Origin of the sequence: Treponema sp. OMZ 840 (assembly GCF_050937815.1) — a bacterium.
Taxonomy (GTDB): Bacteria; Spirochaetota; Spirochaetia; order Treponematales; family Treponemataceae; genus Treponema_C.
Map to the genome: position 1 here is coordinate 14115 of NZ_JACDIJ010000003.1, position 21800 is coordinate 35914.

Here is a 21800-nt window from a genome sequence, read left to right on the forward strand (position 1 = left end):
CAAGCCGGCGCACATAAAAAGCTTACAGCTGCTTTCCGCTCGCCAGTTTTTCGTTAAAGCGTTCGAGTTTTTTTCCGCTTAAAGAGCCTTCTTTACCGCTTAAGCGGCAGCGCAGTTCTTCCATTTCTTCGCCGGAAAAACGCACACCCTTGTGCAAATGATTCTCAAAGGATAAAACGGCCAGAGGGGCGACGGCGCGGCATATTTCCAAAAGAACGGCGGCATAATCGCGTATTTCTTTTTGCGCGTGCGCATCCAATCGCAGCCGCAAAAAATGAAAAAGATTATGTAAATCCATTTGCCAATACATTTCCGTATACAAGGATAGGGGCAAATTGACGCGGGCAAGCTCGCGGGCGGCACCCTCGTCTATAAGCTTAGTGTAATCGGCGTAAGAATCTTTTTGTCCTTTTTTTAATGAAGATATAAGCATATCCGTAAAAGAAGAAGATACCGCTTCTTCGGAACGTCCCTGTTTATTGTCGCAACTTTGCTTTGCAACATCGTTTTCCGCAGGGATATAAAATTCGTCGCTCATAACCGAATATCGCCCGGATATTTCATTTACACGCGCGGTACGATGGCGTATCCATTGGCGGGCAACAAAGATAGGCATTTTTATATGAAAAGTCAATACCACTTGCTCAAAAGGGGACGTATGATCATGGCGCAAAAGATAATCTATTAAAGCGGCATCTTCACGCACGGTTTTCGTTCCCGCCCCGTAGGATACGCGCGCAGACTGCACAATGCGCGAGTCCGAACCCATATAGTCGACAAGACGGACAAAGCCGTGGTTGTGTACTTTGAATTCTTTATCCAGAATTTTTTCAGCTTCCGCAGTTACGCAATGCGCCATTATTGAACTCCCTTATTATACGTTTTCCGTATTATGCCCTAAAAATCAATCATTGTACATAGCCTTTTCCTGTTCGTTTGCATAAAACCGCCGAGAACGCGGCAGGATAAGCGCCGGCGTTTTTTGCCCTTTGCGAATCCTTACACCTCTAAAAGAATGCTGAGCATCCCACAATTTTTTATATATCCCGTTTTTTTTAATTAAATCGCCGTGTGTGCCCGATTCCGCCACCGTACCGGCTTCAAACACAAAAATCATATCGCAGTTTACAATTGCGGCAAGCTTATGCGCAATAACAATCGCTGTCGTACCGGCACCGAGATTATAAACGGTTTGCATAACGGCGCATTCGGTAAGCGCATCAAGGCCGGCCGTCGCTTCGTCAAGAATAAGCACGGAGGGATTACGGAGCAAAACACGCGCCAAAGCGATACGCTGGCGTTCTCCGCCCGAAAGAGTCGCCCCGCGTTCTCCGACAAAGGTATCGTAGCGGTCGGGCAGTTTTGAAATAAACTCGTCTGCCATAGCGGCTCTCGCTGCCGCATATACCGCTTCGTCAGGCAAATGCACAAGATCAAAACGTATATTATCTTTTATCGTACCTGAAAAAAGTAAAATATCCTGCGGAACATAGCCTATTGTTTTGCGGTAAGCACGAGTATCAAAATCCTTTATATTTATTCCGTCTACCGTAATTTCACCGGAATCGCAGCCGTAAAATTTCATCAACAGTTTTGCCGCCGTCGTTTTACCGGAGCCGGAGGTACCGACAAAGGCGACCTTTTGTCCCGCCTTTATAGACACGTTGAGGTTTTGCAGTGTATTTCCCCGTGTTCCGTATGCAAAATGAAGCGCTTTTATCCGTATATCTCCTTTTAACTTTTCTTTTTGTATTCCTCCGGAATTGACGCTTTCTTCAGGTATATCGAGAATCTCCGCCAAACGCACAGCTGCAACAAAGGCTTCTTGCAGTGAAGGCTGTAAAGTTAAAAGACGTGCCAGCGGCCCCAAAAAATAACCCGAAAGAATTACAAACGAAATAAGCTGTCCTAAACTCATAGTACCGGTTAAAATCGAGATACTGCCTATCCAATAAACGGCAAGCGTTCCGCATTGATGTAAAAAAGCATGTAAAGTATTTTCGATATTGGCCATAGTACCGAGCTTAATCCCTTTTTGTATCGATTCTACAATCTTTATTTCCGTGCGTTCAAAGGCGAGTTTTTCGCTGGAAAGCGCTTTTAACGTTGCAATGCCGTTAATATTTTCCACCATAACGGATTGCTTGTCCGCATCCGTAACCGCCTTTGCCTTAAGGGCGTTTTTATACGGCCCGAAAAACAACCATGCCGACAATGCCGAAAAAAACACGGGTATGACGGCGGCGATAAGGAGTTTTCCGCCGAAGACAAATAAAAAAACAGCGCCTATAACAAGCATAAGCGAGTCAAGAATAACGGACAATGAAGTCGAGGATATCGCATAGCGGATTGTAGCAGTATCGTTAATCCGCGATAAAATTTCACCTGTTTTTCGCGCAGTAAAAAAATCCATAGGCAATCTTAATATATGCCTAAAATATTCAAGCATAAGCGCCGCATCTATTTTATTTCCCATATACATCATAAGCTGGCTGCGCGAAAAGAGTAACAACGATTGAAACACAATACACAAGGCATACGCAAGCGAAAAAAGGGTTAACGTCATTTTAGCCCCTGTGTATAAAACTTCGTCGATTAAGAATCTAAAATAAAATGCGCCGGCTATTCCCAAAAAACTTAAAAGAATGCTTGCGGTCAGTACTTCGGCAAAAATCTTTTTATATCCGGCTAAAACGCTGATAAACCGTGTCAGTTTTGTATCCGTATCCTTGTTTTTTTCAAACTTTTCGAGCGGAAAAATAATAAAAAAAATACCGGTCCATATCGGTGTAAACGTACTGGCTTTTATTTTTTTAAAACCGCACGCAGGATCCCCTATATACAGTATGCCGCTTTTGTATTTATACACGACAACGTAGTGATCGAGGTTGTTGTGCCGCGTATGGGCGATAAAAGGATATATCATGTCGGGGGGCAAGATTTTATTCGGACTTATACTGCCCTTACAGGAAAACCCCAACTCTTCGGCTCCCCGGATAATCCCGTAGCCGGAAGTGCCGTCTTTATCCGTACCCGCAAACCGCCTGATTATCGTCAGCGGAATTCTTTTCCCGTAATATTTGCATAAAGACGCTAAACATGCCGGCGCACAGTCCGATTCATCATGCTGCATTACTACAACACAGCGGCGTAACAATCCGTTTAACATAGTTCCTCCATATACAAATTTGCATTTTGCAAACTTGAGTAAATAAACACCGAACACCATTTGTGTGAGGTGTTTCAACCCTCCTCTCACAAAAAGTCATGAAGAAAGTGTCAACTTTCGAATGACTTTTTACGCACGTTCGCAACGCAGTGAGAACGTGCATACAATACTATGACGTTTTGCGCGGTGTTTCGTCGCAAAACTCATGTTGAAACACCGAACACCATTTGTGTGAGGTGTTTCAACCCTCCTCCCATAAAAAATCAAACCGAAAAAGCATCCTGCCGCATACGGACTTTTTTGCAAGTTTTAATAACCGTTTAAAAGTGCGGAAATGCGGTTTAAGCGGACCTCCTTATACATATTCGCCGCCAGACGGGCATTCAGCTTTTGATATTCAAAACCCGTTTCGCTAAGGTATCCTTGCGCACACAAGGTCCGTGCGGTAAGGGTTTTATTATCCGAATCGATTTTATCCTTCAACGCTTTTTCGGATAAATTTTTCAGCAAACAAAGATTTGTTTGATAGTGTTTTTCTTGCAATTCCCTGTTTTTAAAAAGCTGTTCCTCCGATAATTTGTAAAACCTCCATGCATGTACCGAAAAAGCGTTTTGTCTATATTCTGCGGCAAAGGGATAAAGCGGAAGACGCAAAGCAAGAGAAAAATTCCAATTCCACCGGCCGGCATTTTTCCAATACTTTCCGATAAAATCCGGGAAAAAAGACGCTCCGTCCGATAGGGCAGGTACGCCTGTAGGTTCGGCAGATGCGGAAAAACGCAGCAGAGGCAATGAAGAAAGCTGCCGTTCGGTTTCGGTATAAAACGCCCTTTCCAGCCTTTTTGCTTCAAGCACATAGGAAAGAGCGTTTTGCACACTGTTTTTTTCCGTATATGTTTCCCAGCAGTCAATCCATACATCAATATCAAAGGGAAGCGGTTTTGTTTCCAAACCGAAAACATATAAACTTTGTATAAGATTTTCATATTGCCGCTTCATTTGCAAAAAGGCGACATAGGATTCAAAACGATCAGTATTGCGTTGTGCCAATTCAAAGGACGAAAGCCGTCCCAGCCGCCACAATTGCTCGTCCGCATACGAGTCTTTTTTTTGAAGTTCTTGCCGCTCTTGTTCCAATAAAATGCGTTCGTGCAATAAAAGACAGCGTCCGACGCTAAAAACCGCATCGGCAATGATGCGTTTTTCCGCTATTTTTAATTGGAGTTCCGCCATATCTTTTTCCAAGTTATAAGCTTTCGATTGTCCTTCCAAAACAAAACTGAGCATTTCCGGAGCCGCAGCATAAACGGGAACATGTACGGCGGCAAAAACGGAAAACTCATAGGGCCGGGCGGCGCCGCTTTTTTTATTGAGTGCAAAAAACTGATCGGCTTGTACTTGTACGCCGATTCCGCCGGGTATCTCTTGCAGCAGCACAAATGCTGTTTTAAGGGCATGACTTTGTGCCGATACCGTCTTATCCGTATCCAAAAAACCTCCGTAGCTCATATCAATGGCCGGACGGGGAAGCCAGCGATACTTATACGGCTGCAATACGAAAACGGCATTATTGTACTCCAAAAGCGCGCTTTGATATGCGGGACTGGTACGCAGCACCGTATCGATAAAGCCGACACACAAATCGGCGCCGTTTTGGGGAAAAAGCGGAAAAAAACAAAATAAAACCGGCAAAAGTGTCGATATTTTTTTTACCATACCGAATCGAAGCGTTTTAATATATACCATAAGACTGTTTGCTCTTTAAGAATAATTCTTGCGTCCGTTTCCAAACCGCTTTTTATCGGATAGCGGTGCTTTTTTTTATCTTCCAAAAACGGAGCGTCCATATCGGTTAGAACGGTAAAATATAAAAATCCCCGTGCATCGGCCGATACGTCCGGATCGATCGATATGATTTTCCCCTCAAGCCCTCCGAATTCGTAAAAGGGAAAAGCGGGGAAGCGGAACTTTACCCTCATGTTTTCTTTTAATCTTCCGCTCATTTTTGCCGGAATTCTCAATTCGACCCTATATGCATCGGTGTCGGCAGGAATTATATTAAGTATGTTTTGATCGGCAAAAAGGTAATCGTTTTTGTTAAGTGAAGATACTTCCTGTACTGTCCCCGTTATCGGCGCGTATACGGAAGCGTTTTTTATATCCATACGGACTTGTTCGAGCCGACTTTTTAAACCTTCAAGTTCGACAATGCTTTGTATGTATTCGTCACTTATTTGTTTTATAAAAGAAGCTTTATAGGTTTCCAAATTAAAAAAACGAAGATTTTTTTCATATTCCAATTCATGCAGTTTTACCGGCGTTACGGCTTCGGCAGGCATACTCAAAGCATCCTGCCACGTTTTTTCGGCAAGCACATACTGCTTTTCAAGCACTTCTTTTTGATACCGATACGCATTAAACCGCATCAAAGCGCTGGTATTCGTTTTGTCAATGCACACCCTGCCGCTGTAAAAACTTTTTTCCGTTTGCCGAAGCCCCTCTGTTTTTATACGGAGTTTTTCAAAACTCGTTTTTAAAGCGGTTTCTTTTGCCGAAAACGCCCGCGAATCGATTTGCAATAATAACGCGCCTTTTTCAACCTTACAGCCGGGACTGTAGTATAGGCCGGTAATTTCCCCGGAAACCGCATTTTTTACGTGCGAAATATTGGAACAGGGGCGCACTATTCCGTTTGCCGGAACGACTTCTTCCATTTTGCCGAATACAATCCAGCATACGACACAAAGGCACAGGGTCGCAATAATCCACACCGTTACCGACAATTCTTTCGGTTCTTTATACCGCAAAATTTCATAGCTGTAATCCAGCCGATTTATCGGTATAAGCAACAGAGGCTCTTTCATCTTCCTCCCATAAAAAGTCATGAAGAAAGTGTCAACTTTCGAATGACTTTTTACGCACGTTCGCAACACAGTGAGAACGTGCATACAATATACTTATAGGGGTTCAAATGAAAAAAAACAGAGTTTTTTACAAAATTTAAATCTCTTTTTTGCGGAATACGCTACCCTTCTTGACACTCTTATGTTTTATACTATAATAACATTATGAGTGAAATAAGCTTGTCCACTGCCAAAATACAAAAAGCCGTTCAAGCCGGTGTTCCTCTGTCCATAACTACCTATACCCTTCCGCATCAAATGGAATTATATATGGCTGAAGTCCTCACCGCATTTCTTAAAGAACTCAATCAAGAAGGAATGATTGAGTACATGGTTTACTGCCTGGGTGAGTTGACCACAAATGCAAAAAAAGCCAACACAAAGAGGGTGTATTTTAAGGAAAAAGGTTTAAACATAAACGATCCCCACGATTATGAAACCGGAATGGAAAATTTTAAAAACGACACCTTGGATAATATACGCTATTATTTGCAGTTACAAAAAAATGCCGGTTTATATGTAAAGCTGATTTTACAATACGCCGCGGATAAAATAAAGATAGAGGTCCGCAATAATGCGGATTTAACGGCAACCGAATATAAGCGTATACATGATAAAATAACGCGGGCACAGCAATATTCGTCGGTAGAAGAAGCCTTTTCCGCCGCCGTTGACGCAACGGAAGGGGCGGGACTGGGACTTATTATCATGGTATTGATGCTTGCCAAAATAGGAGCTACGGGCGACAGTATCCGAGTGTTTTCAGAAAACGGAGAAACGATAAGCAGAATTATCGTTCCCATAAACAAAGAACACAAGGAAAAAATATCCATGCTTTCGAAGGAATTGGTCGATATTATAGATACCCTGCCCCAATTTCCCGAAAACATTGCCCGCATAAACACCTTATTAAACGATCCCAATTTAAAGCTTTCCGATATTGCGGCTCAAATCAGTAATGACGTTGCCTTAACGGCCGACTTATTAAAACTGGTTAATTCGGCTGCGTTTTCCTTAACAAACCCCTGCCATAATATTACCGATGCGGTAAAATTGGTGGGTATCAACGGTATAAAAAACCTTTTATATTCGTTAGGTTCCATAAAAAGTTTGGGAAACTCCACAAAGGCGCAGCGTTTACTATGGAATCATTCGTACCGCGTCGCTTTTTATTCCTATAATCTCAGCAGGAATTTTTATGCATCGGAGCGGGCGGTTGTAGACGATTCTTATGTATGCGGTTTGCTGCACGATATGGGTAAAGTGGTTTTCGATTCGGCACACCCGAAACTGATTGAAAAATTCAAAAAGCTGTGCGAAGCAAAAGCATTGTCATCCTCGGTTTTCGAACGCTTGGCGGCCGGAACAAACCATTCCGAAATAGGTTCTCTTATCGCTGAAAAATGGAATTTTCCGAAGGTAATAACCGAGTCGATCCGCTATCATCACGCTCCGACATCCGCTTCAAACGATACTAAAAAACTCGTACACATTGTATATTTTGCAAATATGATTTCGCATTATCAGGAAAACGAAATAGAATTTTATCAATTCGATCCGGAAATCCTCAAGGAATTCCGCATTGAAAACGAAGAGCAGCTGCAAAACATATCGACACGGCTGCAAAAAGCATTTAAAGAAGAAACATAAAACGCTTATACGGACTCCCGGTTCGAGTCCGTATCGGCAGCGCAGCGGGTCGCCGCCCATGCTTGCATAAGAATACCGAAGGCGACTCCTACATTAAGAGAAGCTTTTATTCCGCTTACCGGAATCGTTACGGTTCCGTAGGCGGCTTTTTTTAAGGTTTCCGGATTTATGCCCAATTCTTCCGAACCTATAACAACGATGCCCTTTTTCGGAAACACAAAACTGTTCAACGCCGTACCGCCGGTTTCCAACGCAAAAACGGGAATACCGGGCATACGGGCTAAAATATCGTCCAGCGGAAGCCGTTCATGGGGCAATAAACCGATACAGCCCATTGCCGAACGCAGGGCGCGAGGATGGGCGGGATCCGTACAAAAAGGCGATAAAAATAATTTTTCCGCCCCGAACGCTTCGGCGGTACGGAAAATCGAGCCAAGATTAAACGGAGAACGAATATCTTCCGCATACACAAATAAGCCGCTGTGAAAGGGACGGGCGCACACGCTTGTACCGGCTCGATTTTCAGGCGAAGCCGCATAGGGCGCATTGTGTGCCGCAGAAGGTACAGTATGTGCGCATTGTGCATTCTGTGCCGTATCGCGCGTTTGATTGTGCAGCGCTTCAGCGCCGTAACCCGGATGCGGAGCAATAATAAGATCCCATTCGGCACTCGGCGTTCCGGCAATGGCCAGTAAAAAGTTCCGTGCCGTATTGCAGATTCTGCGCTCGTCAAAAGGGAAGGCATTCAACATTTGTTTTAACTGCGCTTGTGCCTCCGGCGGCAGTTTTGGGTCTTCAATAATAATGCGTATGATTTGTTTTATATAGTCTTGCCGGCTTAAAAAACGAAACGCCGATTGGGATTTTTGTAAAGTCGTATCGGGAATGCCGATTATATCGCGTTCCAAAGCGCCGAGGGTAAGAATAAGTTTTCTTCGGCGAAATCCGCCGTGCATTCGATTCAGCTTTACAGGATCAATCATGCTTCATTTAAAAAGCGCGTTTTATGATATCAAACAAATCGTCTTCGGCCAAGGAGCGGTGAAAATCAATCGCCGCTCCGAGTTTTCCCAAATCGTCTACACAAAGCGCAAGCTGTTCTATCGAAACGGATAAATCCTTTAGTCTGGCAGGCAAATTAAAGAGGGCTATTTTATTCCGTACCGCTTCCACAAATAAAGCAACGGCATTATCGTTAGAAGATGTGTCGGGCGCCATTTTAAGAATTTTTGCAAGCTTTGCCAATCGTTCCGCTTTGAATTTCGCCGCATCTTCGATAATATGAGGCAATAAAATAGTTGAAACCAGCGACGGAGAAATCTTATACCGGGCGCTGACGGCATGAGAAAGAAAGGTTCCGACTCCGTTTGAGCTGGATGCAGCTCCCAACGACGCCATACACCCGCCTTCCACTGCAAACTGCTCTTTCGGAGCTGCCGTTAAAAGAGCGGAACTGCCCGAAAGCGCATAACCGAGCAATTCTACAGCTTTTTCTATAATAGTGTCCGAAAAAAAATTCGCTTTTTGAGAAATATAGGCTTCGACGGCAATACATACGGTTTGCAGCGTCATCGATATAAATTGATTTTCCGTCAGCGAAACGACAAGATTGGGATCAAAGACGGCAAGACGGCACAAGCCCGGCTGCAATTTTATAATTTTAAGCTGTCCGGTCCTTGCATCTATAATAGGAGCTTTATCGACAAAAAGAAAACCGTTCGATGCTGTTGTCGGGATACATATGTAGGGCAAAGCTTCTTCGGCGGGAAGGGCGCCTTCGGTAAAATCATAGATGTTTTTTTCTTCATCAAACAGAGCACAAACCGTTTTACCTATATTGGCAATTTTCATTCCGCCGATTGTTATTAATCCGTGAACCCGTGCATCTCTGGCTAATTTTAAAGCTTGTTCGACAAGGGCGGTGTCGGGGGTGGATGAAATTTCATCGAAGACAATAAAATCTATATTTCGGTCTTTTAAGGATTGATCTATTTTTTCAATTATTCCGAATTCATGGAGAACCGGATCGACAATGAGCAAAAAGCGATGTCCCCAGTCGCGTATAAACTGGCCGACCCTGCTTGAAGAATAAGAACCTAATACTATATTCGGAGAGATTCTAAAAATAAAATCAGCCATAACGACTCCGATTTATAAACCGAAGCTCCTCATAATCTTATCTGCGGTCGATGAAATAGTGTCGGCGTTTAAGTATGCAGGATTTTGAATTTTTTCACGCACTTCGGCTATCCGATCGGCACGGACATCCGGAGTTTCTGCAGCGATTTCCGACAAGTAATAAGCTTCCGCCATTTCCCGTGCTTCATCGGAAATGCTTATACTGTCATAACCCGACTTAAGGGAGTGTTTTACCGGGGTTTTTTGGTTGTTTTGAATGTCTTTTAGAGGGTCTATTCCTCCGAGTCTGTCAATAGTCATTTTAGTTTGCCTCTCTTTTTATGTCGGATTCTCCTTTACAAAATTTGAGCTTTTTTTCCTGCAACAAACAGGGTAAATTCACCCAGAATCTTCGTTCGCCCGGCAAATTCATCCCGCAGTTCGGCTGCAGTCCCCTCTATAATTTCCTCGTGCAGTTTGGTAAGCTCACGGCCTATAACAACACGACGCTCATATTCAATATCGGCAATATCCGTCAAAAGCTTAACAATTCTAAACGGAGATTCGTATAAAACGAATGCCCAGCCGGTTTCCAACAATTCTTTTACGCGGCTTTTTCGCTTACCCGGTTTTTGAGGCAAAAACCCCTCAAATATAACCGTTTTCCCCCCGCTGCCGGCCACGCTGGTTAATGCGGTAAAAGCCGAAACACCCGGAACGGGAATAAGCGGATGCCCCGCACGGCGCACCGTATCCGCCAAAACGGCACCCGGATCGCTTATACCCGGCGTTCCGGCATCACTTGCAAAGGCAACCGTTTTACCTTCGTCCAAAAGCCGCACAATCCGTTCCGCCGCTTCTTTTTCGTTTTGCGCACGGCAGGAAATCAGCGGCTTTTTTATGCCGAAATGCGTAAGCAGCTGCAGCGTATGCCGGGTATCTTCGGCGGCGATTATATCTACGGAACGAAAGATTTCAAGCGCCCTGTATGTAATATCGCCTAAATTACCTATGGGCGTTCCGACTATATATAAACCGGACACAATATCAGTATAGCGCGAAATATTTCTTAAGACAAGACTCTTTATGGCAAAAAAAGAAAAAAAATGCTATGATATGTGTATGGATATCTTGCATTTTGCCGGTGCCGTTGCAGCCGTTTCGGCAGCTTTGCTTATTTTTTACTTTTTTTGGAAATTTTTCGGAAAATATTTTCTTTTTGCCGAACCGGCTAAAAAAAAGCACAAAGGTTCCCATGAAAAAACGCCCTGCCCCCTTTGCGGTTCAAAGCTGTTTGCAGGCGAAAACCTTGTTTCCCGCGTGTATAAAACGGGAACGCTGACCGATTTACCCTGTTCCATACACGGCTGCCCTCACTGCTACCCGCAGCCGGAAGCGGGCATCAAGCGGGTATGTCCGGTCTGTCATAAAGAAGTTCCCTTGTCGGGACACTTGGACGCCCACCTTTTTACGCGGAAAACCGGAAAAAAACATGTACATATTACCGGCTGTACCGAATGTCACAAAAAAAAGCCGGTTTTATAAAAGCGGGGCGGCCTTTTTATAAGGCGGTACGCCCGCGGAAACTTCGGGCAAGGGTCAGTTTGTCGGCATATTCCAAATCGCCTCCGACAGGCAAGCCGGATGCCAAGCGGGTTACCTTTATGCCGATGGGCGCCAATAACTTATTGATGTATAAGGCGGTCGTATCCCCTTCTATTGTCGGCGGCGTTGCGATAATCACTTCTTCTACGGTTCCCTTATGTATGCGTTCCATTAAATCCGCAATATGCAGTTGTTCCGGCCCTACTCCGTCCAGGGGCGCTATAAGGCCGCCCAAAACGTGAAAAAGCCCCCTGTATTCGCGGGAAGCTTCGATAATGTCTATATCCTGCGGCTGTTCGACCACGCATAAAAGGCTTTTGTCGCGCATAAGATCGGTACAAATCGGACAGGGGTCTTTTTCCGTGCATGCGCCGCACACGGAGCAATAGGTAATTCGGCTGTGCAAACTTGACAATTGATAGGCAAAGCGCTCTAAAAAAGCCTGATCGGCTTTAAGTAAATGATGCACAAGTCGCGTTGCCGTTTTTTTTCCTATACCCGGAAGCCTTGAAAAGCTGTCGGCAAGTTCATCTATAACCGTCATTGCATACCTAAAAGTCCGGACAAATTCAATCCGGGAATGTTCAAATTGTGCATCATCGGCCCCATTTTTTCTTTTATAGCCTGCTGTACACGTTCCTGTGCATCGTGTGCGGCGGCAACTATAAGATCTTGCAGCATGGGAACATCGCGCGGATCTACTGCAACCGGGTCAAGCAAAACGGCGGTAATTTGAAACGAACCGTTCATAGAAACTTTTACAATGCCGCCGCCCGAGCTGCCCGTTTCCGAAACGGTTTTAAGTTCATCTTGAATTTTCGCCAACTCACCCTGTATGTTTTGGGCATTTTTTAATAAATCAAAGGGGTTCATTTTCTTTATCTCTCCCTATTCGTCCCTTATTTCGATATCGGGTTGTTTTATTTCCGCTTTTTTTATTTCTCCCTGAAAAACATCGCATATCATTTGCACTTGTTCGGGGATTTCTTCTTGACCGGATTGATTTTCCGGGGGTATGGCAATTTCAACGCAACATTGCAGTGTTTGTGACCAAAATCCGGATACAGTCTGTGCAAGAAATTGCAGTTCGTTTTGTATTTGTATTTGTTCAAAAGCGGTTTGAACAGGTATATGCAGCATATGTTCTTTTACGAGCCATTCGCCCGTACGCGAAAGCGCTGCCGAAAGTGCAACCTTTGAAACGGCGACGGCCTTTATCGTTTTTTCTTTTAACTCGGATGCATTTTGCGCTTTTCCGGATTCGTTTTGTACAGGTTCGCTTCGCACAGGCTCTCCGGACGCCCCTTGTTGAAAACGGTTTTCGCTGCGGGGCACATCGGGAATTGCCGTTTTTTTATATGCACCCTCTGCCGAATCGGCATCGCAAAAGGATTCTTTATCCGCTCGGCCGCCGACTGGAGCGTTTTCAGCCAGTGTGCCGGAAACGGTGTGCGGCGGCGCGGTTTGCGAAAATTGTATTTTGGGGAATTGTACCGGAGCATTCGGGGCTTCGGCATTTTGCCGTTCATGCGGAAAACCGTTTGTTTGTACGCCGCCTTGCAAAGCAACGGAGCTTTGAATTCCCTGTACGCCGTTTTTTTGCGGGTATGCGCCGCCGCTTAAAAGATGGGCAGCCATATCTACCGCCTGCTTTATTTCGGCACGGGAAATCCGTGAAGAAAGAGTGCATAAACGTTCTACCGCCAATTCCAATTCATAGCGCGGATTTAAAGAATAACGTATATCGCGGTACAACTGTAAAAAGAGGGCAATGGCCTTTTCCAACTGTGCCGAAGACCATGCGTCGACTACTTGTTTTTCGTAACGGTCGGCCGCTTGACCGAGAAGAGCTTCTTTTGTTATACCTGTTTTTATAAACAAAAGCGAACGAAGATAATCGCTTATATTCGACACGCACTGTTCGATGGAGGTTCCGCTTTGTAAAAGTTCGTCTACAAAAAGCAGAGCTTCTCCCGTGTTTTGCGCCGCACAAAAGGCGCACAGCTTATTTAAGCGGTCTATACCGACAAGACCGAGTTTGTCCCGGATTTTTTCGTAGGTTATGTTCCCTTCGCTGAATGCCGCCACTTGGTCGAAAAGGGTATATGCATCGCGGAAACTGCCCGTCGATTCGCGCGCTATCCAATACAAGGCTTCGTCGTCGGCTTGAATACCCGCTTCTCGTGCGGCGTCCGCCAACAGGGTTTTTATTTGCTCGACCGAACCGAGCCTGAAATGAAATTGCTGGCAGCGGCTTTTAATCGTCGCCGGCACCTTGTGCAATTCCGTCGTTGCAAAAATAAAGATAACGTAGGGCGGCGGTTCTTCAATCGTCTTTAGAAGGGCGTTAAAGGCGCTCGTTGAAAGCATGTGCACTTCGTCGATAATGTATATTTTGTATTTTAACGAGTTGGGCGGAAAAAGAACCTCGTCCTTAATTTGACGCACATCGTTTACGCTCGTATTTGATGCACCGTCTATTTCGATTACATCCATCGAAGCGCCCTTTGCAATTTCGACACAGGCGGAACACTCACCGCAGGGTGCATTCCCCTTTTCGGCACCGCAGTTCAGCATTTTTGCCAAAATACGTGCCGCCGAGGTTTTTCCGCAGCCGCGCGGGCCTGAAAAAAGATATGCGTGAGCGGTTTGTCCGCTTTCTATAGCGTTTTTAAGGGTTGCCGTAACAAAGTCCTGCCCTACCAACTCTTCAAACCGGCGGGGCCTTCTTCGTGCGGCAGTCACTTCGTAAGAGGTATTTGCTTCGTAAGCCATATCGAACAGCATACCCTAAAAAGCTTACTTTCGCAATCCCCGTTTCAGCTGTAAAAAACCGATCGGTAATGGATAATAGGGAATGAGTAATGAGGGCGTTGCGAATCTTTATTTATCCCATAAATCATAATACATATCGAAGGCGCTGATACACGTATCGCGGTATTTTGTGCCAAGGTACACTTCTTTGATTGTAAGCTTTACGTGAACGGTTTCTTTGGGAAGCGTTACGCTTGTAAATTCAACCGTATCATTAAACGATATTTCTGCGGTAAAACCGCCGTCCGTTTCAAGCAAGGCTTTTTTCAGCCTGTTATTTTCGTAAAACAAGTGCGGTTTAAGCGGGTCTACATAGCCGTTTAAAATCCGCAAATCTATTCCGACAACGGCCCTCCAATCGGTCGGAACGATATCAAATTCGATAAACTCGCCGATTCCGTCGTCTTTTTTGCCCTCTGCCCACGGAATATTATTTTTTACCCAAAAGCCCGGATCTTCGCTCGGATTAAATACCTTCATAGTCCCTTCGGGAGCGTATTCATAAAAGGCATCCTTTAACACCGACGATGCTTTTACGTTTTTAAAATATCCGCCGTTAATGTTTTTATATCCCCCGAAATATATAATCGGCGTCCATGTATCGGGGTAGGCCTTAAAAACCTTTTTAACGGCTTCGGCATCATTTTTTAAAGAAGGGCCGCGGTATCTAAACGCAATGTTTTGCCTTTTTCCGTCAATAACTACAAATTTTTCATCGCCGACATGAACCTGTTTATAACCGTATTCGTCAACAAAGGTTTTGTATTTAAAAGAATAGAGGTCATATTTGAGCGTTTTATCCCACTCGGACCCCTGTGTAACGATAACCCTATCGCCGCCGATAATAAGTTTACTCTTGTTTTCTCCGAACCTGTATATGTTGTGATAAAATTCCGCCTTTGCATCGTTCTTTTTTTCTTTTTCATCTTCTTCAACTGTAAAAACGGCATCGTACAAATATTTTTCCGTATTAACATCCGCCACACCTGTAAAAAATAATCTATTTTTAAAAAACTCCACATGGGCGGTTTTTCCGCGTGCCGATGATGTGCCGGTGAGCGTCAACACTTCTTCCTGTTTGCTTCCGTCCTGCTCAAACACCGCGAATACAAAATCGCCCCCTCTTTTTGAAACGGAAAATGTTTTTGTACTGTCCTTGTCCTCATCGTAATACACTCCGATTATCCGTTCGAATTTTGCAACCGTTTTTAATTTCATATAATCGACAAGTTCTTTTTCGGAAGTGTATGGAACAGGAATATAGGTTCCGTCCGGAAAATCATCGAAAGAAAGAATTTTATTCCCCCGAATTTCAAATCGTGCCCGTGTTTCGTAAAATGTACCCTCATTATAAAAAACGTTCGATTGAGATTGGACGTTCATTTTCATCACACCGGTTTCAAAATTAACAGAAAAACCGGTTAACGTAAGCATATTATCGTGCGACATCGATAAGTACGCCAGCTTATTGTTTTTTTCGCAATAATAGTAACCGGTATTTTTTTCGATAAGATTTTTAAAATCTTCTTTTTCATCGGCATATACAATTCCCGCGATCGACAGCAATAAAAGCGTTATACGCAAAATCCGTTTCATGTTTGCTCTCCTTTTATCCGGGCGCCTTATTTATTTTTTATATTTTCCAAATTTTCCAATCCGTATTGGCGTGCTTCGGGATTGTCAGGACTTTCTTTTTCCCAATCGGCTAAGATGGTTTGAACGGTTTTATAATCTTTTTTACCGATTTATATTTGAACTCTAAGATATTTTCAACGAACGGTACCGTATTGTCAAGGTATTTTATATGAGATTGCAAAACCTTATGCGCGGGCTGTATTCTTTTGCACTATTACATTTTTTTGTCGAATTTAAAAACGCAGACAATTATCTGGTCTTTTTTAGATTTTTATGCTATACTGTGTTTATGAAAAGTGTAAATTCTTTTTTTAACAAAGCCGCTTTTTGTGCAGTACTTGCGGTTTTTGTTTTTGCTCTGTCGTGCAAAAGTTCTCCTAAAAACGCCGCCGAAAATACCGGTGAAAAAGCCGAAAAACAAATTTCGGGGCAGTGGAATGAAAATGAAATGTCCGAAGCGGTACAGCTCGGATATTTTTACACAGGGGATGAACTTAAGGAAATTTCGTCTGCCGAGGTTGAGTTTAAAAAAGAAAGCGGATATGAAAAAAGCGCTTTCGGTCTTGTTTTCGGCTACGTCGCCGACGATAAGGGCAAGCTTTCATCTTATGTCCGTTTTGAAATTACCGTAGACGGCGAATATGCGCTTTACAGTGTAAACGGTTCTTCTTATACGGATTTGGTTGAGCCTAACGGACAAAATACCGCCTATTTGTATGAAACGGCAAACGTCAAAAAGGGTTACGGAAGTGCAAACACTTTGAAAATCAAGCTTAACCAAGACGGAACCTACGCTTGTTACATCAACGGAGCTAAAGCGGCAGACGGTATTCCGCCCGTAAAAAACGGTGTAAACAATCTTATGCCTTTTTTTTCCGTCGGCAAACAAAATCAGGAAAAATTCCCCGATACGCCGGTACGGGTCAGTTACCGTATTGTAAATGCCGAATAAAACCGCGGCAGAACGCCCGTTTTTTTGCTTTACACACGCTTAAAAAATTTGATTTCCGCCCCGACGGGAGTCAATATGCATAGCCGAAGCAAAACCGGCGGCATTTAATTCTCCGCTTATAAGTTTTTTGAAATTTTCCTGTATCTTTGCGTGAATTTGAGGACTCTTTTCCATACCCACAGCCCAATCAAGGCGGTTTGTCGTATTGTTAACGATTACGTTCGCTTCGGCAAGCTGCGCCGGCCAAGGGGTATTGTTTCCTGCAGGAATACCGATACTTTCGTCGGCCAAAACGGCATCCCAATCCCCTGTTGTAAGCCAGACGATAAAGCGAAAAGCAGCTTCAGGATGTTTGCTGTTTTTATTCACGGCAAAGCTTTGACTGCCGTAATTATTGGCTTCAATACCGTCGCCTTTGGGCGACATTGCAGGCCAAGCAAAGGCTCCCCATTTGAAATGCGGCGCCCGGTTTTTTATTTCGTTCGGCAGCCAAGTTCCATTTAAATACATGGCAACTTTTCCGGCAGCCATTTCATTTTGTCCGGCCGGCCATACATTTGAAGCGGCATCCGCACTTATATAGCCCTTTTTAGCCATATTTTCCCAAATTTTTCCGAATTCAAGCACTTGCCAGCCGCTGAAATCTTTATTTTGTATCATATTCAGTGTCGCCCGCTCTCCGACTAAACGATCCATATTGTATCCGAACAAACAAGCCATATACAGATCGTCAACGGTAATAGCCGGAACACCGATCGCCTTAAGCCGTTCGCATACGCGAAGAAATTCGCTCCACGTTTTCGGCGGTTTTTCAATACCGGCTTGAGCAAACAGGTCTTTATTGTACATTACGACGAAGGCCGACGGTTGATAGGGAATATTTTTCACGGTTCCTCCGCCGAGTTCTTTGGCTAAATTATAAAGTTGTTTATTTAAAACCGTGCTGTACGGTTTTCCCTCGGTTGTCGGATACGCTTTTGCCGTGTATTCATCAAGCGGCAAAAGATAGTCTTTCCATTCGGAGCTGACCCGTTCTATATCTTCGTCAAAAACATCTATCGGCTCTCCGGCATTAAGGGCGGGAAGTAAGGCGGAACGTATGTTTCGCCCGTTAAAAACTATATCGACGATAATGTCGGTTTCTCTTGTAAATGCTTTTGCCGCATCGAGTATTACCTGTGCCTGAGGTTCTTCTTTTCGCCACATTGACCAATATACAATCTTGGTTTTTTCCGTTTTTTCGTTACAGCCGGCTAAAAGACAGCACAAAAGCTGCATGGATACTATCAAAACACCAAGATTCTTTTTCATACAGCCTCCAAAGACGCATAAATATGATTTTAACTGTCACTCTTAAAACAGTGTAACTCGATTTTAAAGAGAGAGTCAACAGAGTTTTACTTGCCGCATTACAAGGATCGGATATAAAATTGACGATAAGCGAATAAAGGAGTATGTTATATATATGAACACACACAATCAACAACACGCACATAAAAGTGCAAACGAAGGATGCCCGCAGTCGTCGAGTTGCTCCGGCTGTGCTTCGGCCGGAAATTGTTCGCAAAAAACCGAACATACGGCACCGGCACAAAACGATTTAAGCGCACCGCTTCATCCGCAAAGCAGGGTAAAAAAAGTTATCGGCGTTGTAAGCGGAAAAGGCGGCGTCGGTAAATCTCTGGTAACGTCTCTTTTAGCCTGTGCGGCGCAAAAAAAGGGCTTAAAGGCTGCGGTGCTTGACGCCGACGTAACCGGCCCTTCAATTCCGAAAGTGTTCGGCTTGCACACAAAGGCACTCGGAGATGAAAACGGCATATATCCGGTTACAACCGACGGCGGCATTCAAGTTATGTCAATCAATTTTTTGCTCGAACATGAAACCGACCCCGTACTCTGGCGCGGACCGATTATTGCCGGAGCGGTAAAGCAGTTTTGGACGGACGTTATTTGGCAGGATGTCGACCTTATGTTTGTAGATATGCCGCCGGGAACGGGAGATGTTCCTTTGACGGTGTTTCAATCGCTGTGCGTGGACGGAATAGTCGTTGTTGCAAGTCCTCAGGAATTAGTCGGCATGATTGTCGAAAAAGCGGTGAAAATGGCCGATATGATGCATATTCCCGTTTTAGCTCTTGTAGAAAACATGAGTTATATTTCCTGCCCGGACTGCGGAAAACAAATCAAGCTGTTCGGCGAAAGCAAGGCCGAAGCGCTTGCGGAAAAACACAATATTCCGGTTACAATAAAATTACCCGTAGAACCGCACATAGCTTCCGCCTGCGATGCGGGTACGATAGAAAAACTCAATAAAACCGAATTCGATAGTTTTATAGAAGGTTTAAAGTGAGCGTCTAAAATGGCGCCGCTCACTTTAATTTGAGTTTTGCCTTTTGAGAAAAGGGACGGGCGGCAAAACTCCCGCTATTTACGGTGCTTTCTCACCTGCGTTACGAAAGCACGAATAAAACAGCTTCCAAAGTTGACACTTTGTTCAGCTGTTTTATTTTAAGGAAGGTTTATTTTAAGCGTCTGGGCATACGGACAAACGGTACTGCGCCGCTTATCCGTATTTTCCAACAAGACAGTGTGTTTTGCCTTCGTTTTGCCGCCTTTTTACGCATTCGGCGCTTTTAAAGCCGCCATCGTGATGTAGTTATAGGGCTGGTTAAAATGCGGTAAAAAGAAAATATCCAGCAGTTTTAATTTATCGATGGTAACGCGCTCTTGAATGGCAAGGGAGAACATATGGATACCCATCGAAACGTCGAGGCGCGACACAAGCTGGGCACCGATAATGCGGCGGCTTTTCTTTTCAAATACGATGCGGATTTTAACCTTTTCATTTGTGCGCATAAATAAGGCGCGCTGAAAATCTTCGTAGTCGGTGCAATCGGCATCGATACCGGCCGCCTTTGCTTTGTTTAAAGTCAAACCGGTGGAAATCATATTCAAGCCGAAAATTGAAATGGCGTTTGACCCCTGCACGCCGACCGACTCTATAGCGGTTCCGCATGCATTGTGGGCGGCAATAATGCCCGAACGAACAGCGTTTGTCGCCAAAGCGATATAGTTTACAGCGCCCAAGGCGTTGTCATACACCGTTGCGCAGTCGCCGATGGCATATACGTCTTTAACGCTTGTTTCCTGTTTTAAGTTTACAAGATAGGCGCCGTTTTTAAAGCATTCGAGCTTGTCTTTAGCAAGGGCCGTATTCGGCCTAAAGCCTACCGCCCAAATAACCATATCGGCGTCCACGCTTCCCTTTGAGGTGAGCACCCTTTGCACTTTTTCATCGCCTTCAAAACCTTCGACACAGGCGCCGAATTTAAGTTCTACGCCGTTATCTTCCATATTTTTTTTCATCAATTCGGTAAATTCGCCGTCGTAATAAACCGGAAGGCAGGTTTCGGCAACATCGATGAGGGTTGTTTTTTTGTTGTGCCGTTTAAACGCTTCGGCCAATTCGACGCCGATGTAGCCCGCACCGATAACGGCGACACTGCGGATGTCTTCCATCTTTAACTTATCGATAACGGACTGCGCATCCTGAAAAAGTTTTACCTGTTGAATATTTTTAAGCTTGCTTCCGGGAAGATCGGGAATAATCGGGTTCGAACCGGTTGCTAAAATCAATTTGTCGTAGTTTTCGGTGATTGTCTGCCCTTGAGCGTTTTTTGCCGTTACGACTTTTTTATCGAAATCGATATTCGTAACCTCGGTTTGCATATGAACGACCGCCCCCTTGGCTTCCATCTTTTGTTTATCGGAATAAAAAAGGCCGTCCGAACCGTCTATTTGATTTCCTATCCACAATGCCATACCGCAGCCCAAAAAGCTGACGTTTGTGTTGCGTTCAAAAACGACAACCTGGTTGCCTTTGTAATTATCCAGCATTGTGTTAATTGCGGCGGTTCCCGCATGGTTTCCGCCTACAACGATGATTTTACTCATTCTATAACCCCTTTAATGTTATATGGTACAATTTTACCCTATTGAAAAGAAAAGTCAAGGTTTAAAACGGGCGTCTAAAATCGCGCCGCCCGTTTTAATTTGAGTTTTGCCTCTTGAGAAAAGGAACGGGCGGCAAAACTCCCGCTATTTACGGTGCTTTCTCTCCTGCGTTACGAAAGCACGAATAAAACAGCTTCCAAAGTTGACACTTTGTTCCGCTGTTTTATTTTAAGGAAGGTTTAAAACGGGCGTCTAACATAGCGCCACCCGTATTGACTTTTTTGCAAACCGAAGTACAATCGATTTATGCCCAAGTTCGAACGCAAAACAAAGGAAGAACGCCGCCGCGAAATACGGGAAGCCGCAAAAAAGGTCTTTTTAAAAAAAGGCTACCGCAATGCGACTATGGAAGATATTGTTGCGGCGACAAGTCTTTCCAAAGGAGGCGTGTATCAATATTATAAAAGCACCAAGGCCATTATGTTCGACATTATGCAGGGCGGTAATTTTTTTAGGCATTCGCGCTCGCAGGAAATTATAAAAGAAGGCCTGGAAGCTCAAGCCGATGTTTTTGAAATTATCACGCGGGTTTGGGAGGCAAAGCTCTTTGAAAAGGTGCGCGAAAAAAAACTGTATCTTATGTTTTTGGCCGAAATACCTTACGATAAAGAAACCGAAGCCCTGCACCGCAAACTGGAAAAGCAATCGTTTGAACTTGCTTTGAATGCCCTTGAAGAAAATGCGGCGGTTTTTCCGGAACTGCGGCACATGGCAAAAAAAATGTTGTACTCCGATATATTGCTTTATTCGCGTATGTCTATCGGTATTATGATGTCTTACGAATTGTTCAGCGATAAAAAAATCTTCGATTCCAAGCGCGATGAAATCCATTCTATAATTTATGCCTTTATAAAAAAAATGTTTGAATAAAAACTGCACACGGATGTGCAAAAAACGCTATCGCGAGATTTACAGACACTATTGACAATAAAATTAGTTT

19 protein-coding genes are annotated in these 21800 nt (G+C 44.2%); 5 read left to right on the forward strand and 14 right to left on the reverse strand.

All coding sequences use genetic code 11. From position 1 onward, the window contains the following. Nucleotides 1-22 precede the first annotated feature (22 nt). The 4 genes from thyX to H0R92_RS05780 all read right to left on the reverse strand — a co-directional run bounded on the left by thyX (nt 23) and on the right by H0R92_RS05780 (nt 6033). Nucleotides 23-859 carry an FAD-dependent thymidylate synthase gene (gene thyX / locus H0R92_RS05765; RefSeq protein ID WP_432962018.1) on the reverse strand — a complete coding sequence of 279 codons (837 nt, stop codon included), beginning with the start codon at nt 857-859 and terminating at the stop codon, nt 23-25. A 45-nt stretch (nt 860-904) separates the two neighbouring features. Further along, nucleotides 905-3169: a peptidase domain-containing ABC transporter gene (locus H0R92_RS05770; protein ID WP_432962021.1), complete on the reverse strand. Its 2265-nt coding sequence runs from the start codon at nt 3167-3169 to the stop codon at nt 905-907. A gap of 309 nt (nt 3170-3478) precedes the next feature. Then, entirely contained in the window at nt 3479-4915 is a 1437-nt protein-coding gene (locus H0R92_RS05775) for a hypothetical protein (protein WP_432962023.1), read from the reverse strand. After that, nucleotides 4879-6033: an HlyD family secretion protein gene (locus H0R92_RS05780; RefSeq protein WP_432962026.1), complete on the reverse strand. Its 1155-nt coding sequence runs from the start codon at nt 6031-6033 to the stop codon at nt 4879-4881. The genes H0R92_RS05775 and H0R92_RS05780 overlap by 37 nt, the downstream gene beginning before the upstream one ends. Before the next feature lie 204 nt (nt 6034-6237). Between H0R92_RS05780 and H0R92_RS05785 the strand changes: the two genes are divergently transcribed. Next, complete coding sequence (locus H0R92_RS05785; protein ID WP_432962028.1) at nt 6238-7722, forward strand: HDOD domain-containing protein; 1485 nt, start codon at nt 6238-6240, stop codon at nt 7720-7722. A gap of 5 nt (nt 7723-7727) precedes the next feature. On the opposite strand, the gene H0R92_RS05790 is transcribed toward H0R92_RS05785, so the two are convergent. From H0R92_RS05790 to rsmI, 4 genes are read right to left on the reverse strand one after another with little or no spacing between them, the layout of a single operon-like run. Beyond that, nucleotides 7728-8678: a TrmH family RNA methyltransferase gene (locus H0R92_RS05790; protein ID WP_432962031.1), complete on the reverse strand. Its 951-nt coding sequence runs from the start codon at nt 8676-8678 to the stop codon at nt 7728-7730. 34 nt (nt 8679-8712) lie between these two features. Further along, on the reverse strand, nt 8713-9861 hold the full coding sequence (locus H0R92_RS05795) for an iron-containing alcohol dehydrogenase (RefSeq protein ID WP_432962034.1): 1149 nt from the start codon (nt 9859-9861) through the stop codon (nt 8713-8715). 12 nt (nt 9862-9873) lie between these two features. Next, complete coding sequence (locus H0R92_RS05800) at nt 9874-10161, reverse strand: flagellar biosynthesis anti-sigma factor FlgM (RefSeq protein WP_432962036.1); 288 nt, start codon at nt 10159-10161, stop codon at nt 9874-9876. 35 nt (nt 10162-10196) lie between these two features. Beyond that, nucleotides 10197-10883: a 16S rRNA (cytidine(1402)-2'-O)-methyltransferase gene (gene rsmI / locus H0R92_RS05805; RefSeq protein WP_432962039.1), complete on the reverse strand. Its 687-nt coding sequence runs from the start codon at nt 10881-10883 to the stop codon at nt 10197-10199. Between the two features lie 79 nt (nt 10884-10962). Here rsmI and H0R92_RS05810 point away from each other — a divergent pair, with 79 nt between their 5' ends. Further along, nucleotides 10963-11385 (forward strand): hypothetical protein, encoded by a 423-nt coding sequence (locus H0R92_RS05810; RefSeq protein ID WP_432962042.1) that lies wholly within the window; start codon nt 10963-10965, stop codon nt 11383-11385. Between the two features lie 16 nt (nt 11386-11401). Here the strand turns inward: H0R92_RS05810 and recR are convergent, their stop codons facing one another. The 4 genes from recR to H0R92_RS05830 form a co-directional block, all read right to left on the reverse strand. Then, nucleotides 11402-11989: a recombination mediator RecR gene (gene recR / locus H0R92_RS05815; RefSeq protein ID WP_432962045.1), complete on the reverse strand. Its 588-nt coding sequence runs from the start codon at nt 11987-11989 to the stop codon at nt 11402-11404. Beyond that, the gene (locus H0R92_RS05820; protein ID WP_432962048.1) at nt 11986-12318 is read right to left on the reverse strand and encodes a YbaB/EbfC family nucleoid-associated protein; all 333 of its coding nucleotides are present in this window, start codon (nt 12316-12318) and stop codon (nt 11986-11988) included. The genes recR and H0R92_RS05820 overlap by 4 nt, the downstream gene beginning before the upstream one ends. Nucleotides 12319-12333: 15 nt before the next feature. Continuing rightward, a complete protein-coding gene (dnaX, locus tag H0R92_RS05825; RefSeq protein WP_432962050.1) occupies nt 12334-14220 on the reverse strand; it encodes a DNA polymerase III subunit gamma/tau in 1887 nt (628 codons plus the stop codon). 108 nt (nt 14221-14328) lie between these two features. Further along, complete coding sequence (locus tag H0R92_RS05830) at nt 14329-15855, reverse strand: NADase-type glycan-binding domain-containing protein (RefSeq protein ID WP_432962053.1); 1527 nt, start codon at nt 15853-15855, stop codon at nt 14329-14331. A gap of 328 nt (nt 15856-16183) precedes the next feature. On the opposite strand from H0R92_RS05830, the gene H0R92_RS05835 reads away from it, so the two are divergent. Continuing rightward, entirely contained in the window at nt 16184-16846 is a 663-nt protein-coding gene (locus tag H0R92_RS05835) for a hypothetical protein (protein WP_432962055.1), read from the forward strand. Nucleotides 16847-16885: 39 nt separating this feature from the next. On the opposite strand, the gene H0R92_RS05840 is transcribed toward H0R92_RS05835, so the two are convergent. Beyond that, the gene (locus tag H0R92_RS05840; RefSeq protein WP_432962057.1) at nt 16886-18157 is read right to left on the reverse strand and encodes an ABC transporter substrate-binding protein; all 1272 of its coding nucleotides are present in this window, start codon (nt 18155-18157) and stop codon (nt 16886-16888) included. A gap of 154 nt (nt 18158-18311) precedes the next feature. Here H0R92_RS05840 and H0R92_RS05845 point away from each other — a divergent pair, with 154 nt between their 5' ends. Continuing rightward, nucleotides 18312-19196, forward strand: coding sequence for a P-loop NTPase (locus tag H0R92_RS05845; RefSeq protein ID WP_432962060.1), 885 nt, complete (start codon nt 18312-18314; stop codon nt 19194-19196). A gap of 266 nt (nt 19197-19462) precedes the next feature. On the opposite strand, the gene nox is transcribed toward H0R92_RS05845, so the two are convergent. Further along, nucleotides 19463-20800 (reverse strand): H2O-forming NADH oxidase, encoded by a 1338-nt coding sequence (gene nox, locus H0R92_RS05850; RefSeq protein WP_432962062.1) that lies wholly within the window; start codon nt 20798-20800, stop codon nt 19463-19465. Between the two features lie 306 nt (nt 20801-21106). Between nox and H0R92_RS05855 the strand changes: the two genes are divergently transcribed. Continuing rightward, nucleotides 21107-21730, forward strand: coding sequence for a TetR/AcrR family transcriptional regulator (locus H0R92_RS05855; RefSeq protein WP_432962065.1), 624 nt, complete (start codon nt 21107-21109; stop codon nt 21728-21730). Nucleotides 21731-21800: the final 70 nt, after the last annotated feature.

What these genes read in the sequence shown, in the direction of transcription:
- thyX (WP_432962018.1), bottom strand. Translation starts at nt 859, where the DNA reads ATGGCGCATTGCGTAACTGCGGAAGCTGAAAAAATTCTGGATAAAGAA.
- H0R92_RS05770 (WP_432962021.1), bottom strand. Translation starts at nt 3,169, where the DNA reads ATGTTAAACGGATTGTTACGCCGCTGTGTTGTAGTAATGCAGCATGAT.
- H0R92_RS05775 (WP_432962023.1), bottom strand. Translation starts at nt 4,915, where the DNA reads ATGGTATATATTAAAACGCTTCGATTCGGTATGGTAAAAAAAATATCG.
- H0R92_RS05780 (WP_432962026.1), bottom strand. Translation starts at nt 6,033, where the DNA reads ATGAAAGAGCCTCTGTTGCTTATACCGATAAATCGGCTGGATTACAGC.
- H0R92_RS05785 (WP_432962028.1), top strand. Translation starts at nt 6,238, where the DNA reads ATGAGTGAAATAAGCTTGTCCACTGCCAAAATACAAAAAGCCGTTCAA.
- H0R92_RS05790 (WP_432962031.1), bottom strand. Translation starts at nt 8,678, where the DNA reads ATGCACGGCGGATTTCGCCGAAGAAAACTTATTCTTACCCTCGGCGCT.
- H0R92_RS05795 (WP_432962034.1), bottom strand. Translation starts at nt 9,861, where the DNA reads ATGGCTGATTTTATTTTTAGAATCTCTCCGAATATAGTATTAGGTTCT.
- H0R92_RS05800 (WP_432962036.1), bottom strand. Translation starts at nt 10,161, where the DNA reads ATGACTATTGACAGACTCGGAGGAATAGACCCTCTAAAAGACATTCAA.
- H0R92_RS05810 (WP_432962042.1), top strand. Translation starts at nt 10,963, where the DNA reads ATGGATATCTTGCATTTTGCCGGTGCCGTTGCAGCCGTTTCGGCAGCT.
- recR (WP_432962045.1), bottom strand. Translation starts at nt 11,989, where the DNA reads ATGACGGTTATAGATGAACTTGCCGACAGCTTTTCAAGGCTTCCGGGT.
- H0R92_RS05820 (WP_432962048.1), bottom strand. Translation starts at nt 12,318, where the DNA reads ATGAACCCCTTTGATTTATTAAAAAATGCCCAAAACATACAGGGTGAG.
- dnaX (WP_432962050.1), bottom strand. Translation starts at nt 14,220, where the DNA reads ATGGCTTACGAAGCAAATACCTCTTACGAAGTGACTGCCGCACGAAGA.
- H0R92_RS05830 (WP_432962053.1), bottom strand. Translation starts at nt 15,855, where the DNA reads ATGAAACGGATTTTGCGTATAACGCTTTTATTGCTGTCGATCGCGGGA.
- H0R92_RS05835 (WP_432962055.1), top strand. Translation starts at nt 16,184, where the DNA reads ATGAAAAGTGTAAATTCTTTTTTTAACAAAGCCGCTTTTTGTGCAGTA.
- H0R92_RS05840 (WP_432962057.1), bottom strand. Translation starts at nt 18,157, where the DNA reads ATGAAAAAGAATCTTGGTGTTTTGATAGTATCCATGCAGCTTTTGTGC.
- H0R92_RS05845 (WP_432962060.1), top strand. Translation starts at nt 18,312, where the DNA reads ATGAACACACACAATCAACAACACGCACATAAAAGTGCAAACGAAGGA.
- nox (WP_432962062.1), bottom strand. Translation starts at nt 20,800, where the DNA reads ATGAGTAAAATCATCGTTGTAGGCGGAAACCATGCGGGAACCGCCGCA.
- H0R92_RS05855 (WP_432962065.1), top strand. Translation starts at nt 21,107, where the DNA reads ATGCCCAAGTTCGAACGCAAAACAAAGGAAGAACGCCGCCGCGAAATA.